The sequence below is a fragment of the Vibrio sp. DW001 genome, assembly GCF_029016285.1.
Classification (GTDB): Bacteria; Pseudomonadota; Gammaproteobacteria; order Enterobacterales; family Vibrionaceae; genus Vibrio.
Genome location: NZ_CP091976.1, coordinates 878,166 through 892,943, shown reverse-complemented (window position 1 = coordinate 892,943; position 14,778 = coordinate 878,166). Strand labels below are relative to the sequence as shown.

Genomic DNA, 14,778 nt, shown 5'->3' with positions numbered 1-14,778 from the left:
ATTACTGAATCATCTTTGGACAGTTCTGCGTTATGAATTTTGCGATAAGTCCATCTTCATCTTGCAGACAAACTACGTCGTATTTGCCCATAGCACTAATCACAAGTGCCTTTCTTTAAAAGAACATGTGTATGGAGACCGAAAGATGACGTATTTTGCAACACACAAACTTCTTCGTTGATTGCAATACCACTATCCGCAACACTTTTCATTTTAACTTTTGAACGATTAGGTAATTCTACAAGGAAAACAACCATGTCGCCTCGATGGCCAGCACTGGCTATTCCTTTGCTCACTATTGTAACTGTTATTTTTTTTGACGGCTTTGCGGGGCTAAATAGCAGCGGTGTAGCAATGAGTATAAGTGTTACGATAATCCCAAAAGATGTACCAGTAATATATTCTTTATGGCATCTTAACCAGACCAGATATTTTCTCATTTGAAAATCCCTACTTAACCACATAATGACTGACTGCCATAATCCTGCGGTCATCGAGACTGTCCTCAATACCACATTAACCATGGTAAATCTAAAGGTACTAACAACCTTAAAGCCTAATCGAACAAGCAGCTAAAAAAGAAGCTGCGGACTTTTTTAATATTTAAGATAAACACTGCTCACTAAAACGGCAATGAACACACAAATCAAGACAAGGGTGAATGAGGTGAATGAACGGCTAAACCTTCCATATAAGAGAGAACATAGTTTGACACGTTGTAATGACTTTATTTTACTTTAATTAACGTTATAGCTCATTGTCATGAAGTGATAATTAATACAATGGGTCATAAAGTACTAGCCCTTACTGTATTCTTTTTCGTGTTCAATAAGCCAACGTTTTCTCTCTAGCCCACCACCATATCCAGTTAGTTTGCCATCTTTCCCAATAACCCTATGACAAGGTATTATAATAGCAATACGATTATAGCCATTTGCCGAAGCTACAGCTCTGATAGCTTTAGGTTTATATATTTTTTCTGCTTGTTCTTGATAAGTGAAAGTTTTCCCAAAAGGAATTTCACTTAAGCATTGCCATACTAAGTTTTGAAATTCTGTACCGGGAGTAAGCAATTCAACTTCAAACTTTTTCCGTTGACCGAGAAAGTATTCGTTTAGTTCTTTTTTTACTTGTTTTATATGTCGATTCTCACCAGCAATGATTTTAGCCTTTAGTGATTTTTGTAAATCTTTAAACTCAGTTTCAAGCATTCTTCGATCTACAAACTCTAGTAAACAAACCCCATCATCAGATGCACAAACGAACATTGGGCCAAGAGGTGTAGTAACACGACTAATCAAAATTACGTTATTATTTACCGTATGGGCTGGGGAATAACCAACAATTTTCTTAAACGTATACCCAAAACCGCTAAGTGATTCATATCCAGAGTCAAATGCAGCATCAATAGTTTTTCTTCCACTTTTTACCTCTTTATACGCATTATTTATACGGTACATTCTTTGATATGCTTGAAATGTCATACCGTAGTGCTTTTTAAACCATCGACGTACTAATTCGGGGCTTATTTTCAGTTGACGGAGTTGAAAATCGGTTATTTTTTCTTTCGGATTATCCCGTACTATTTTCATTGCTTGAGCTACTGGCTCAGGTGCTTCATGAGCATTTTCCGTAGGCTTACAGATTTTGCAAGGTCTAAATCCCGAGTTTAAAGCGTCTTTGAATGTACTATAAAATACCACGTTTTCAAATTTAGGCTTCCTTGCACGACAAGTAGCAATACAAAAAACAGATGTTGTTTTTACGCCAACATAAAAAATACCCACATAGCTTGAGTTTCTCTCAAGCAATGCTTGGTAAAACGTACCTATCTTTTCTTTATCAGTTATTTGCATAATTAAAAAACAGATTCAAAAGATTGATTGTTCTGTATAGAACTTAGGTTAGCCTGTAGATCTTTAATTATTTTATCAAACAAGAAATTTCCCATACTTATACGCCTTACACCCAAGTCTTTTAGTTTACTAAAGTCGGGGAGCTCGGGCATACACATGACATTAATCGGCAACTTAGTTTTCTTTACTAGCGTTTGAATGTCCATTTCTTTTGTAACACATGGTACGAATATTCCGTCTGCTCCTGCTTCATCATAAAGTTTGATTCGTTTTTCTGTTTCTAACAAAGCTTCAGATACATTTAAAAGAAAAGTATCTGTTCTAACATTTATGAAAAACTTTCGACCACCTTCTTTCAACCTATCCTTTAAATATACTATGAGTTTTGCGAATTCTGTAGCATCCACAAGCTTACGCTCTTCTTCAACAATACTATCTTCTATGTTTATACCTACTATTCCTAAATCTAACAGAGATTGAATATAGCCATAAACTTCTGAAGGGTTTCTGTTGTAACCAGCCTCTATATCAACAGTTAATGGTAGGGTTGTATTAGCTGAGATCCTACTAACCACTTGATACAAATCTTGGAAGAGCATATTTTCGCCATCGTTATAGCCAAGATGAGTCGCAATAGCGGCACTTGAAGTACCAATCGCTTGATAACCTAAACTTTCTGCTATCTTAGCACTAGATACATCCCAAACATTGCAGAGTAAGAGAGGTGTGTTTTGATTGTGTAGTTCATTAAAAGTCATATTTTTTACCAATGTTGAAATCTTATGAGAAGGATATAAAATTGATGGTTTGTCACAACCGAAAAATTGACAAGTATTTTTAAATATGAACAAGACCATTTATCAATTATAAAATCAATCCGTTCCTTCAAGTGAACAATCATCGAATAGATAGACACTTCATTTTATAATAATTACATTAGACAAATTAGGTCAAAGATTACGCTCTGGAATTACTGTGAGTATTGACTCAAATGCACAATGGGGCAGAACTTTCTTAGCGGTACCGCTGATGTAACTCATTTTTGACAATGCCTTTACTAAATTAGCAATTCATGAATAACCACAGATATGGATATTCACTTAACTTGGTGTCCAGTATGGATAGCGCAGATCAGTTTGGAAGGAGAGTTATTTATCAACTTTTACAAAGTTAGGGAAATCTTTCATATAATCAATAAATTTGTCACCTAGTCCCTGTTGACGGAGATGATGTGCACTGACAGGAAGTTTTGGGGGTTGATAATTAGAATTGCCCATAGCCTGATTCGGAAAATCGCAAGCAACAATGGCTCCGCGTCCTACAAGTACAAAATCAGCTCCGCTGGCTAAACACTCAGCTGCTAGTTGAGCACTCATTATTTTTCCAGCAACTCCAATACGTGTATTCGCCCTTTCCAAACTCGTAAACCAAGACATTGTTGTTTTTCCTTTAAATGCGATGTCTTCTGGCTCTTTGTTAACGTCCCAAAGAGATAAGTCTAGCCAATCGATTAATTCGGATTGCATAGATTGTCGTGCTAGTTCGAGCATTTCTGGTAACTTTAACCCAAACCTTTCGGGAGACAGTCGCAGTCCAAGCATAAATTGAGATGAACACGCTGAACGTATACCCTTTAAAATGGAGAAAATAAGCCTCGAACGGTTTTCTAGAGAACCACCCCACTTGTCAGTCCTTGTATTAGTTTCGGAAGAGAGGAATTGAGTTGGAAGGAAGCCATGTGCTGCATGAATCTCAACACCATCGAACCCTGCTTTTTCTGCTTTAAGGGCAGCTCTAACGTAATCGCCAATAAGTTGCTCGATTTCTCCATTTTTTAATGCTTTAGCGTTACTTTTTATATCCGATGAAGGGCTGACTCGAGTTTTAATATCTATTGCTTTTTTTCCAGAATGCGCTAATTGCAGACAAGCAATAGCCTCGTTGGATTTGATAGTGTTCGCTAGCTGGGTTAAACCTGCTAAGTGCTGGTCATCATATGCACCTAACTGACCAACATATCCTTGCCCGTTCTTCTGGATGTGAGCCGCTGCTGTGATGATCATACCGAAGCCACCTTTGGAGCACATATCGAGCCAACGTATCTCATCACTCGAAACTGTACCATCGCTGTGGTTGTGAGTATTGGTTAATGGGGCCAATACGAATCGGTTCTTTAAATTAGGGCCACGATTAAAATTGAGGGCGTCGGATAACTTTGCTATGTCAGGGATTTTTAATTGGGTCATATTGTGTATTCCTTCGTTGAGATTTATTAATTCCTAGAGTTTAAGTTCGGGTTTTTGTGAGTTTTTCTATTACAAGTTCCAGTCCCAAATAACAAGAAACTGCTAAGAAAATACTTGAACTTAAAATAGCACTACGTTGAAAGGCAATTTGATAGTTTTGGGAGTTTTGGATTTCAATTAAAAAAAGCTGTCCAACGGTACCTATGCTTATAGCCATTCCTATATATTGCAAAGCTTGCATGGCACCCGATGCGCTTCCTGAATCATGTTTGTTAACTGTAATCATTGTTTGATGCATTAATGCGATAATTGCACTTCCCATTCCAAATCCAGAAAACACTATTAGAAACATTATCATCGTGACTCCCGATTCCTTGGTTACGTGTTCTACATTTATAGCGACGAAAAATATAGATAGACTAAGTAACTGGCCGCCTAGAAATATTCTAAGTTTGTTCCAGCTAGAATCTAGCTGCTTTAAGATCATAGAGGCACTGAAGGCGCCAAGTGGAAACACCGAAACTGCTAAGCCAGTTTGGAACGCTGAAAACTCTAAATGTTGTTGTAAATAGAAAGCTAAAGCCAAAAATAATCCAGGTATAGAACTACTGAAAATCATTAAAACTATTAAATTATAAATAAATTCTTTATTTTGATATAAGCGGGCAGGAAGTAGACTTGAATGGTGTGTCTTGTTGCAATGAACAACCCAAAAGGCGAGCGTTATAGTTAGCGGGAAAGCCATAAACAGCAAGCCTTTAATCCAAAATGGCCAATTCAAGTTATGTCCCTCTATCAAAGGGAATATCAAACTAATTGATAAACATACAAATAGCGCAATACCTAACCAATCAACACTTTCATTAGTAAACATAGAATGTTTTTCAACATGATTGTTTCTTAGGCCAACTAAAGAGATTAGACCTATCGGAAAATTGATTAAAAATATGCTTCTCCAATCAAGTTCAAACAGATTTAAAGAAATTAATAGACCTCCGACTAAAGGGCCAAGCATTGAAGCTGTGCTGCCTACTCCTCCAACAACACCATACATACGACTTTTTTCATGATCTTGAAAAATAGAATTAGCTATACCTAATACTTGTGGAACCATTACAGCGCTGAATAGCCCTTGAAAGAATCGACTTGCTAACAGAAATTCTATGCTTGTGGCAAAGCTACACATCAGTGAGGACAACATAAAACCAATCAAGCCAATGGTAAATAAATTTTTCTTCCCCTTTAAATCTCCAAGTTTTCCAAAAGGAAACAACCCAGAAGCGAAAGCTAATAGGTAAATAATCGTTATCCACTGGGTTTCATTTACGGTCGCTTCTAAATCCCTGACTATGCTGGGTATAGCGACATTCATTATTGTTATATCTATAAGATTTAACGAATTGGCTAGCAACAAAAAAAACAGTGTTTCCCAACGTTTTTCGTAAACTCTTTCCTTCATGATTTTCGCCCTTAATGTGTAACATCAAAAGTAACGTGACTATTACCTTATATTCATGTAACTTTAAAAGCAACAAGATATTTCGGAGGTTATATGCGAGTAGATAGTCGGCTTTCACGGGTAATTCACGTCTTACTGCATCTAAGTAAAATGCAAGAAGTTGCTACATCGGAAACCATTTCAAAAATGCTAAATACCAATCCAGCTGTCGTACGAAGAACAATGTCAGGGTTGAGAAACAACGGATATGTTGAATCAACGAAGGGGCATCGAGGTGGTTGGAAACTCACAAAATCATTGAATGAAATAACGCTATTAGGTTTATATAACGCTCTTGATATACCCCATCTTTTTGCTATTGGAGCAGAGACCAACACTTCGACATGCTTGGTGGAGAAAATCGCAAATGAATCTGTCGACTTAGCGTTAAAGTCAGCAAAAAAAGTATTTCTGATGGAATTGGAAAATGTGACTCTCCAGCAATTAAGTGAAGAATTTGAGGTTAAATATGAGATTTATTGCAACTCTGGTGAGTAATTTTTAGTAATAAATTGATAATACAATTATTCTGATTTGCACTGTCAACGTTGGACATCGAGTGAAGTGAGTTCAGTCACTAACAAAGTGAAAGTTACGAAAAACTAATACTTTGAGGAACTACAGTTACACAAAAAATCAACGAGTTTCCTTCTAATTAATGGTCAATTTACTCCATTCACTCTAATCGAAATGTTTGCTTTTATGAAAATGATGTTAAGTTGGATATTCATGTGATCAGGTGATAACTGCCTTTCAACTATTCGCTACTAATGAGTACTGTATTATAAGTTTTTGGAGTTATTTCAGAATGAAAAATGGCATCATAAAGCAACATTTAAGACCGGTACTTATCTTCGCAGTAGGCCTCATAATAATGCAAACTCTCAATTCCTTATCGTTTGGCTTCGTATCAAATTGGGGGATCTTACCGAGACAACCTATAGGACTTTTGGGTATACCACTAGCACCTTTTATTCACCATACTTGGTCCCATCTAGCCTCTAACCTAATACCCATTTGCATATTAATGCTGCTGGTTCGTCAATTAGGGTTAGCTATTTTCTGGCAGGTAAGCATCGGTATTACTTTATTAGGAGGAGGATGTGTATGGATTATGGGGAGCTCCGGAGTACATGCAGGGGCGAGTGGACTTATCTTTGGCTACTGCGCTTTCTTGATAAGCTATGGTTTACTGAATAGGACTTTAAAAAACCTATTTATAGGCTTGTTGGTTCTCATGCTATACAGCGGTTTGTTATGGAGTCTATTTTCATTTCAACCTCATGTCAGTTGGGCATCGCATATCTATGGAGCCGCAGCAGGCGTAGTGATGTCTTGGATAAATAGGAACTCTACAAAAGGGCACACACCGTAAATCTGAACAATATGAGAAGGATAGCTATTTTTAACCATTTCTACATGTAACTCGTATGTGGACGTGCGACGTGAAGTCGTATGAAGCGCTGTTCACCGCTCAATGAGTGAACCATCTGTGTCACCAGATGAACCTAAGGCTCTGAATAAAGTAGCGAGCCTGACAATGTAACGAAGATTGGCTATTAGAATCGTGAGAGAACGGTCCTCCTGATAACCACAATCGGGTGAGTGCTAGGTAGTCAGTATGATGAATATAAGTGAATCCGTTTAAGGTGCGTTATACGATGAAACAGCGGAAGTGGTTAACACGCTGTGGCCAAAAGGCAATGAGAGTAGGAAGAGGTTGTCCAGTACTCTTTCGTGATCAATAAAGCTCTCCGCACCATAGCGGGCATCTACCCTGACATTGCGCAACATACGGAACACGGTAAGCCTGTATCACTAAAGCCTATGTGGCCGATAGTGATGCAGGTATAGGAGGTTGGAAAAAGCGAAGGCTGCATTGTAACGATGCAGATACACGCCGTATGAAAGCAGTGTATCAAATGAGTCGAAAAGCTTATCAAGCTAGACCGCTCAAGCGTATCTATATCCCCAAAAAGAACGGCAAACTTCGATCACTGGGTATCCCGTGTATGATAGACAGAGCGCAACAAGCGCTGCACTTATTAGCGTTAGAGCCCGTATCGGAAAGCCTTGCAGACCCTAACAGTTATGGTTTTCGACCAAAACGTAGTACGGCTGATGCTATCGGGCATCAATGGCTGATGGACAATGTTGCCGTTGATAAGCGTATGTTGGGACAATGGCTAAAGTCTGGCTTTGTAGACAAAGGGCTGTTCTATGACACCAATGAAGGCACGCCTCAAGGTGGGATTATATCCCCAGCCTTGATGTTAATGACGCTCTCTGGTCTCGAACAGCAAATTAAGTCTACCGCTCTCAAAAAGGAAGCAAGAGCCAACTTTATTGGATACGCCGACGATTTCGTCGTCACTTGCGCTTCAAAGGAAGTGCTTGAGAACGATATCAAACCGTTGATTGCTGACTTCTTAGCGGAAAGAGGCTTAACACTCTCCGAAGAGAAAACGCACATCACTCACATCAACGATGGCTTTGATTTCCTAGGTTTTAATCATAGGAAGTACAAAGGGAAATTGCTCATTAAGCCGAGTAAATCCAACAAGGCCTAAAACTTGGATCGCCCTAAAATACTTCTTCAACCGCAAAGGCCAATGGCAGTTTCACGGTTGGCAGAAGATCATGGATATGGATTGCCAATTTAATCTGTTCCAAATAGCTAAAGTGCCAATAGAAAGACATGTAAAAATCCGAAGTGCAGTGACACCATTTGACCCTCCATACCAAGAATACTTGGCAAAGAGAAAGTCCAAAAGGCTAGCCCGTAACTCTTGGAAAGAGCCTGTCCCGACTGCGTTATAAGTTGCTGGGTATCATTTGATGCCTTTGTGGAGGCTTGAGCCTAGTGCAGTGAACGTTGCACGCTGGGTTCTTAGGGAGACGGCACTTGGTAACAAGTGTCGTCCACCCGACAAAAACGATTTAGGAGCTTGAACGAAACCTACCTCTGAGATAATTAGTCCTTTATAAGCCTAGTGTTTTTTGCACATCATCAAAGCTATCCACTATAACCATATCATTGGGGAATTCGATTTCCTGATGAAACCTTCTCAAACATATCACTTTTATTCCAGTACGATTAACACCTATTGCATCTTTAACAGGGTTATCATCTTTATAAACACACTCGTTTTTTCTTAACTTATCACGCAGCACAACGCAGTTCGTCTTCCGTAGTCAACTCATTCAAATAGTTAATCATCGGTTTCACTTCTAATTCGTTTATATACTAGCAGGCGGCGTAAAGCATCGAACGATCTCAAGCTTTTAGGTGGTGAACTTAACAAGGTTGAGAACGGCCAGCTGAAGCTGCCCCGTGCAATCCGCCATAACTTAATAAGCGGGAACTTGTCGTGTCCCTATCGGGAGTGAAGATATAAGTCGACTAGAAAACAAGCCTAGTCAAAATATCTATCTAGAAATAACAAGAGAGTTTCCTTAGTACTAATTGTGTTTTGATACTGTCATTAACTCATGCTTGTTAGTTTCTGGGCAATCAATGTGCAATTACATTCATTATATGAATATTTAATGATTAATATCAAAGAGATATAACTACAACTATCTGGATAATAACCGTTTTTTAATACGCAACGTCAGATGTAAACGCAAACTAACTAAATACAAAAAATAAGGGAGCGACAATGAGACCAAGATTCATTTTGGGGTTGATGTTATTCAGCCTATCATTTTTTTCTTTTGCAACCGAGGAAGGTGCTAAGTCAGAAGAAGAGGAATATATCACTTGGGCAAGGGACATCTGGGAGTCATTAGACAGACAAACAGGAACCATAAAAATAGAAGGAACTGGTGCAGTATTGAACGTTCCAGACAGTTTCTATTACTTAAATGCCGAAGATTCCAAAAAGATAATTGTCGACGTTTGGGGGAACCCACCCAATCAACCTATACTTGGAATGCTGTTCCCTGCTCAGATGTCACCGTTTGATAGTGAATCATGGGCAGTCACGATCAAGTACGAAGAAGACGGGTACGTTTCTGACGAAGATGCCGACGAAATTAACTATAGCGATCTTCTACAACAGATGAAAGAAGACACCCTATCCTCCAGTAAGGCAAGAGTAAAAGAAGGCTATGACCCGGTAGAGCTAGTAGGTTGGGCCTCCCCTCCGTACTACGATGCCAACGGAAAAAAGCTACACTGGGCCAAGGAAATTCGATTTGGCGAGCAAGAGATAAATACGCTTAACTACAATATCCGTATCCTAGGACGAAAAGGCGTTCTGGTACTCAATTTTATTGCAGACATGGAACAGAAACCTGAAATAGACTCAAGTATTGAATCTGTCCTCGCATTAGCAGAGTTCGACCAAGGCTCTAAATATAGCGACTTTGATCCAGATCTAGATACAGTAGCGGCCTATGGGCTTGGTGCACTCGTGGCTGGCAAAGTAATAGCAAAAACAGGTTTTATTGCGGTCGCCTTTCTGTTTTTGAAGAAGTTTGGAATATTTGCTCTTATAGCGGTAGGTGCCTTCTTTAAACGATTTCTTTCTAGGAAAAAAGCGTAACCGCATTAAATGTGTACGATTATTTCCTATGGAAGGTCCCACTAAGATAGGACATATATCTCACGAGTTGAAATGTATGTCCCTTTTACTTTCTTTACTTTTTAACTGAAAAGGTGAAGTAAGATATGAGGCACTCTAAATTTTCTGGAACGACACTGTGCAATATATGTTTAACCAAGCTCGCCAATAGATGAGATAAGGTTAGATATGCCTTTGCCTATCATTATTTTTTTGTATTTCAAATACTAGCTTACGATCTGGGAGTATACTTCGGCGCGTAACAAACAATGGGGCATTTTTGTGTTGAAGTGCTCCCTTAAAGTTGGATATGTTGGCGCATTTGGAGTCACATATTATTAACAATGAAAACGGATAGATGGATATTATTTTGATTCTCAAATTGAGAACACGATTTTATTGTCAGAATTAGAACTATTAAAGCTATTGATATTCAACATGTTAAATCAGGTTGACATTCTGGCACTGAGATTGCTGTTTAACCATACTGCTCAATAATATGGACGTCGGTATGGAACAGAATACGCATCAAGAGAAATCAAAAAATCATTGCTTAATTTTTGATCCCATACCGTTCTTCGGGGGGTCAAAGCTTGCCACGCAAGAAGCGCTCAACCAGTGTAATAACGAGTCCGTCTCATTCACTGTCCTTACCGTTAGCCCGACTTGCTGGAAGAGTGAGGTTTCGTCAAGTACCCATCAAATAAAGACCATTCACCTTCGAATGCCTCCCTTTCTTTTCACCGCCAGTCACGGGGGGCTTTTTTGGGTCAAGCAATTCTATTTTTCTATCATGATCTTCATCACTTTACTTCGTATCCCCCCCGTAGACTCAGTGGTAGGCATGTCAGGTCCAGGCGTTGATATGTCGCTCTATCTCGTGAAGGTAATCTGGCGGTTTCCATTGATTCAGCTTATCCATGGCCCTGTTGCAAAATCTCGATCCATTGGCCATTGCTTAACAAAAGCAGACATCATCTTTGCGCTTGAATCCTGCCACCCGTCAATACAGTTAGCGTTTAGCCATTATTTTAGTTGGAGAGTGCACGCTCATTCCGCACAGGAATTTACACAGTTTGCCCTCACTTCTCCACACTACCTTTTTTTTAACAATGGTATTAGTTCAAATCAATGGCCGACTTCGTGTACCTATGGTGAACCGCGCCTTTTTTGGGCCGCATCTCTACTAAAATGGAAGGGGCTAGATACGCTGATTGAAACTGGAAAACGCTTAGGAAATACAACCCCTGTACCTACAGACATTTGTTATATAAAGCCGGAACGTACGCAGATCTCGACTACACAAGCACCTGTTCAAATCCCACTTTTTTCATGGCATCAAAACCCAAGAAATCTGGATGAAATAAGAGCACGAAGCAATATATTTGTTTCTACTAGCCAAAATGAACCCTTTGGCTTATCGATACTAGAAGCGATGGCCGCCGGTATGTGCGTTGTCATTCCCAATGATGGTGCTTACTGGGATATTGTATTAACTCATAAGGTTGATTGTATCAAATACAAACCCAATGATTCTGAAGCTCTCTTTCTCTCTATCCAAACACTTATTTTTTCTCCTTTCTTGATTCCAGCTATCGGTCAAAAAGCAAAAAAGAAAGCTGAGAATTATCACGCAGAACAATGCTATAGAAGGATCGCTAGGGCCATAGCGCAATCGCCCAAACAAATCGCGAAAGAGGGTTAACGTGATGATCCGGTTATCAGTGCCTTCAGGCTTCAGGAATATATTCTATTACGGAATAGGTCTATTTCTGATGAAAGGTTTATCCTTGTTTATGTTGCCATTTATTGCCACTAACTTGTCTATTGAAGAGGTGGGAAAACTTGAAATTCTCGCCAGTATCGCGGCATTTCTCGGCTTGTTCATCAATCTATCCATGCATGAAGCCCTTTATCGTTATTCAGGTGTAGAGGATAGCCCGTCGAACAAGAAAAAAGTCGCGGCACAAATCTATACGCTGACGGCACTCATTGCGTTACTCACTCTTCCTATATTGCTTTTATTCTCCGGTTATTATCTTACTCAACTTACGCTTCTGGTTACGCACACTGAATTTTCAATATTAGCCTTTGGCTTGTCTATCGAGGGCGCTCTGGGAATATCGTTGGCGTGGTTACGTATGCAAGATAGAGCAAAGTGCTTTGTCACTGTCACCGCCGCAAGCGCAATTCTACAACTAATTTTGGTTATTATTGCGATACGATTAGATGCTGGTGTCTCAGGAATTTTACTCTCCTCTGTTATTTCACATGCGATTCAACTCGGCGTACTTCATTGGCTCAATAGATGGTCTTTCACCTTTCCTAGCGCTGAGAAAACAAAGATTTTTGCACGCTATTGCCTACCATTGGCTCTTGCAAGTAGTATTGGTTTCGCCTTGAATGGTGCCGATAGATGGATACTTGCCTATTCAGGATCGCTGGCGGATGTTGCGGTGTACGCCATCGCACTGAAGTTCTCGTTAGCAATGTGTATTCTGGTTCAACCTTACGGCCTATGGTGGATGCCCAAACGGTTCCAACACATTGAGAGCTTTGGTCGCCAATCAACGGCGCAATTGTCCCAATACGGTTTTGTCTGGGTCGCTATGCTCGCCACGTCGGTCTCTTATCTAGCGCCTGTTTTTATCACCTTAGCGCTTCCTGAGGGTTATTCAGAATCAACCAAGTATGTGCTGGGAACACTCTCTATTGCACTGATGAAAGAGCTGAGCGAAATAGGCAATATTGGTCTCCTTTACCGTCGTAAAACTGGCACACTGCTCGCCATCAACATCGTCGCTTCAACCGTAGGCCTTTCTGTTGCTTGGCTGCTCAGAGAGTCAGGTGTTTGGGGAATAATATTAGCCCTCAATATTGCTCAATTGCTTAAACTGATTCTGATCTTCGCTCTAAGTCAAAAATACTATTTCATTCCTTACCAGGCTCGTCCTATCCTATTCATTTTTTCCCTTACCGCACTGTTTATTCTAGGTTCCTATTATTTGAACGATTTAACCGCCCAAATGTTCTTAACCATCGCCGCGCCATTAGTGATTTTAGCGACAGCTATTATCTCTGGCCTTACCCCCTCCCTTTCTCTACCAAAATTGAACCATAGCAAAGAGCTCGGTCGCTTATGAAGCTCTCACCGAAAACTCACATCCTATACGACCGTCGTTACGCAGGCATAACACTTGTTACTCTGTGTTGCGCCGTTATATCACTTATCTGGATCATCGCCCCCAACCCCGTTGTCGTCCTCATCTTATGCGCTTTACCACTAGGAATACTTTTTCTTATTAACCATATGTTTGGCTTGGTTTTTCTCTTTGTTATCTTCTCGTTTTTTCGCATTCATGAGGTTATCCCCGTACTTTATCCATTGAAGATTCCATTGCTATTATCGGCAGGTGCTCTGCTTGCACTTGCATGGCACAGTGTCATTAGCAAGACACTCACTCCCTATTGGCATCCCTCTCTTTCTTGGTTGGTGGCGTTTTGGGTTCTCATATTGATCGGCATCGCGCTTGCATCAAACCGACCTATTGCCATTGAGTACTTTAAGAACATCTATTGGAAAATCATAGTCATGACGTTAGCTATCATCTGGATAGTCAATCAGGCCAAATACCTCTCTTATATTACGCTGCTAATCAATTTATCTGGATTACTGGTAGGCAGTGTTGCCATTTATAACTCAATAAATGGCATTGGGCTTGTGGAGGGCAGCCGTGTCACTATTGGTCGTGATATCGGTTCAATGCTCGGTGACCCGAATGATCTGGCGCTCGTTTTAATGTTCCCACTCGCATTCTCAATATCGACCTTTATCACCAAAAACAATCCATTGATGCTTCGAGTTTTTGCAATAGTCATTAGCGCCATACTTATCTACTCTATTATTGCAACGCAAAGTCGAGGTGGCCTATTAGGGACGCTAGCCATTTTCTCCGTATTGGCATTTGGTAAAATCCGTTCAAAGACCTTGTTATTTTTCCTTGGTATTGCCGCAACGCTATTTCTTTACTTCTTTGCCGGGATCTCGGAAAGAGCCTCTGGTGGCGCAGCTGAAGCAGGCGTAGATGCATCTGCAATGGGACGCTTATATGCATGGCAAGCCGCATTTCGCATGTCATTAGAAAACCCCTTAACGGGTGTTGGCCTCAATAATTTCTACTCAAATTATTTCTATTTCAGCTCTCATTGGGACGGATTAAACCATGCCGTACACAGCACCTGGTTCGGTGTCTTAGCGGAAACAGGAATGTTAGGTTTATTTATATTCATCAGTTTCATCGTGTCTTTAATCAGAACAGCAAAAAATACCGTAAACAAAGTTAAAAGGCACCCTTACCCTGCAAGTGTAGAGACCATGGCAAATGCCGTTTATGCAGGTCTAATTGGTACTGTGATTTCTGGTACTTTTTTAACTCAAGGATTCAATTGGCCAATCTACATTCTTGCTGCACTCACCATCTGTGTCGCTCAAATTGCTAGTCAAAATGAGAATTCAAAATAAGAAAATATATAACTAATTGATTTTTTACAACTTATTAAATGGCACATTCTGTGAAGGTCTTATTGAAAGAAATCAAAAAGAGACTCTA

11 protein-coding genes and 1 pseudogene are annotated in these 14,778 nt (G+C 39.9%); 7 read left to right on the top strand and 5 right to left on the bottom strand.

The features are described 5' to 3' along the window. Window positions 1–95 precede the first annotated feature (95 nt). The 5 genes from L3V77_RS21385 to L3V77_RS21365 form a co-directional block, all read right to left on the bottom strand. Window positions 96–494 carry a hypothetical protein gene (locus tag L3V77_RS21385; protein ID WP_275136849.1) on the bottom strand — a complete coding sequence of 133 codons (399 nt, stop codon included), beginning with the start codon at window positions 492–494 and terminating at the stop codon, window positions 96–98. 303 nt (window positions 495–797) lie between these two features. Next, window positions 798–1,856 (bottom strand): methylated-DNA--[protein]-cysteine S-methyltransferase, encoded by a 1,059-nt coding sequence (locus L3V77_RS21380; protein ID WP_275136848.1) that lies wholly within the window; start codon window positions 1,854–1,856, stop codon window positions 798–800. A gap of 2 nt (window positions 1,857–1,858) precedes the next feature. Beyond that, complete coding sequence (locus L3V77_RS21375; protein ID WP_275136847.1) at window positions 1,859–2,614, bottom strand: isocitrate lyase/phosphoenolpyruvate mutase family protein; 756 nt, start codon at window positions 2,612–2,614, stop codon at window positions 1,859–1,861. A 390-nt stretch (window positions 2,615–3,004) separates the two neighbouring features. After that, window positions 3,005–4,102, bottom strand: a complete 1,098-nt coding sequence (locus tag L3V77_RS21370; protein WP_275136846.1) for an NADH:flavin oxidoreductase — start codon at window positions 4,100–4,102, stop codon at window positions 3,005–3,007. A 40-nt stretch (window positions 4,103–4,142) separates the two neighbouring features. Continuing rightward, window positions 4,143–5,561 (bottom strand): MFS transporter, encoded by a 1,419-nt coding sequence (locus L3V77_RS21365; RefSeq protein ID WP_275136845.1) that lies wholly within the window; start codon window positions 5,559–5,561, stop codon window positions 4,143–4,145. A gap of 93 nt (window positions 5,562–5,654) precedes the next feature. Here L3V77_RS21365 and L3V77_RS21360 point away from each other — a divergent pair, with 93 nt between their 5' ends. The 7 genes and pseudogenes from L3V77_RS21360 (at window position 5,655) to L3V77_RS21330 (ending at window position 14,690) form a co-directional block, all read left to right on the top strand. Next, window positions 5,655–6,098, top strand: coding sequence for an Rrf2 family transcriptional regulator (locus tag L3V77_RS21360; protein ID WP_275136844.1), 444 nt, complete (start codon window positions 5,655–5,657; stop codon window positions 6,096–6,098). Window positions 6,099–6,408: 310 nt separating this feature from the next. Then, window positions 6,409–6,975 carry a rhomboid family intramembrane serine protease gene (locus L3V77_RS21355; protein WP_275136843.1) on the top strand — a complete coding sequence of 189 codons (567 nt, stop codon included), beginning with the start codon at window positions 6,409–6,411 and terminating at the stop codon, window positions 6,973–6,975. Window positions 6,976–7,492: 517 nt separating this feature from the next. Next, window positions 7,493–8,420 (top strand): annotated as a pseudogene (locus L3V77_RS21350) (reverse transcriptase domain-containing protein); the annotation flags it as partial. An 842-nt stretch (window positions 8,421–9,262) separates the two neighbouring features. Further along, window positions 9,263–10,150, top strand: a complete 888-nt coding sequence (locus tag L3V77_RS21345) for a DUF2167 domain-containing protein (RefSeq protein ID WP_275136842.1) — start codon at window positions 9,263–9,265, stop codon at window positions 10,148–10,150. Between the two features lie 529 nt (window positions 10,151–10,679). Then, a complete protein-coding gene (locus L3V77_RS21340) occupies window positions 10,680–11,873 on the top strand; it encodes a glycosyltransferase (protein ID WP_275136841.1) in 1,194 nt (397 codons plus the stop codon). A 70-nt stretch (window positions 11,874–11,943) separates the two neighbouring features. Further along, window positions 11,944–13,311, top strand: a complete 1,368-nt coding sequence (locus tag L3V77_RS21335; RefSeq protein ID WP_275136840.1) for an oligosaccharide flippase family protein — start codon at window positions 11,944–11,946, stop codon at window positions 13,309–13,311. Further along, window positions 13,308–14,690 (top strand): O-antigen ligase family protein, encoded by a 1,383-nt coding sequence (locus L3V77_RS21330; protein WP_275136839.1) that lies wholly within the window; start codon window positions 13,308–13,310, stop codon window positions 14,688–14,690. The genes L3V77_RS21335 and L3V77_RS21330 overlap by 4 nt, the downstream gene beginning before the upstream one ends. Window positions 14,691–14,778 lie beyond the last annotated feature (88 nt).

What these genes read in the sequence shown, in the direction of transcription:
- L3V77_RS21385 (WP_275136849.1), bottom strand. Translation starts at nt 494, where the DNA reads ATGACCGCAGGATTATGGCAGTCAGTCATTATGTGGTTAAGTAGGGAT.
- L3V77_RS21380 (WP_275136848.1), bottom strand. Translation starts at nt 1,856, where the DNA reads ATGCAAATAACTGATAAAGAAAAGATAGGTACGTTTTACCAAGCATTG.
- L3V77_RS21375 (WP_275136847.1), bottom strand. Translation starts at nt 2,614, where the DNA reads ATGACTTTTAATGAACTACACAATCAAAACACACCTCTCTTACTCTGC.
- L3V77_RS21370 (WP_275136846.1), bottom strand. Translation starts at nt 4,102, where the DNA reads ATGACCCAATTAAAAATCCCTGACATAGCAAAGTTATCCGACGCCCTC.
- L3V77_RS21365 (WP_275136845.1), bottom strand. Translation starts at nt 5,561, where the DNA reads ATGAAGGAAAGAGTTTACGAAAAACGTTGGGAAACACTGTTTTTTTTG.
- L3V77_RS21360 (WP_275136844.1), top strand. Translation starts at nt 5,655, where the DNA reads ATGCGAGTAGATAGTCGGCTTTCACGGGTAATTCACGTCTTACTGCAT.
- L3V77_RS21355 (WP_275136843.1), top strand. Translation starts at nt 6,409, where the DNA reads ATGAAAAATGGCATCATAAAGCAACATTTAAGACCGGTACTTATCTTC.
- L3V77_RS21345 (WP_275136842.1), top strand. Translation starts at nt 9,263, where the DNA reads ATGAGACCAAGATTCATTTTGGGGTTGATGTTATTCAGCCTATCATTT.
- L3V77_RS21340 (WP_275136841.1), top strand. Translation starts at nt 10,680, where the DNA reads ATGGAACAGAATACGCATCAAGAGAAATCAAAAAATCATTGCTTAATT.
- L3V77_RS21335 (WP_275136840.1), top strand. Translation starts at nt 11,944, where the DNA reads ATGAAAGGTTTATCCTTGTTTATGTTGCCATTTATTGCCACTAACTTG.
- L3V77_RS21330 (WP_275136839.1), top strand. Translation starts at nt 13,308, where the DNA reads ATGAAGCTCTCACCGAAAACTCACATCCTATACGACCGTCGTTACGCA.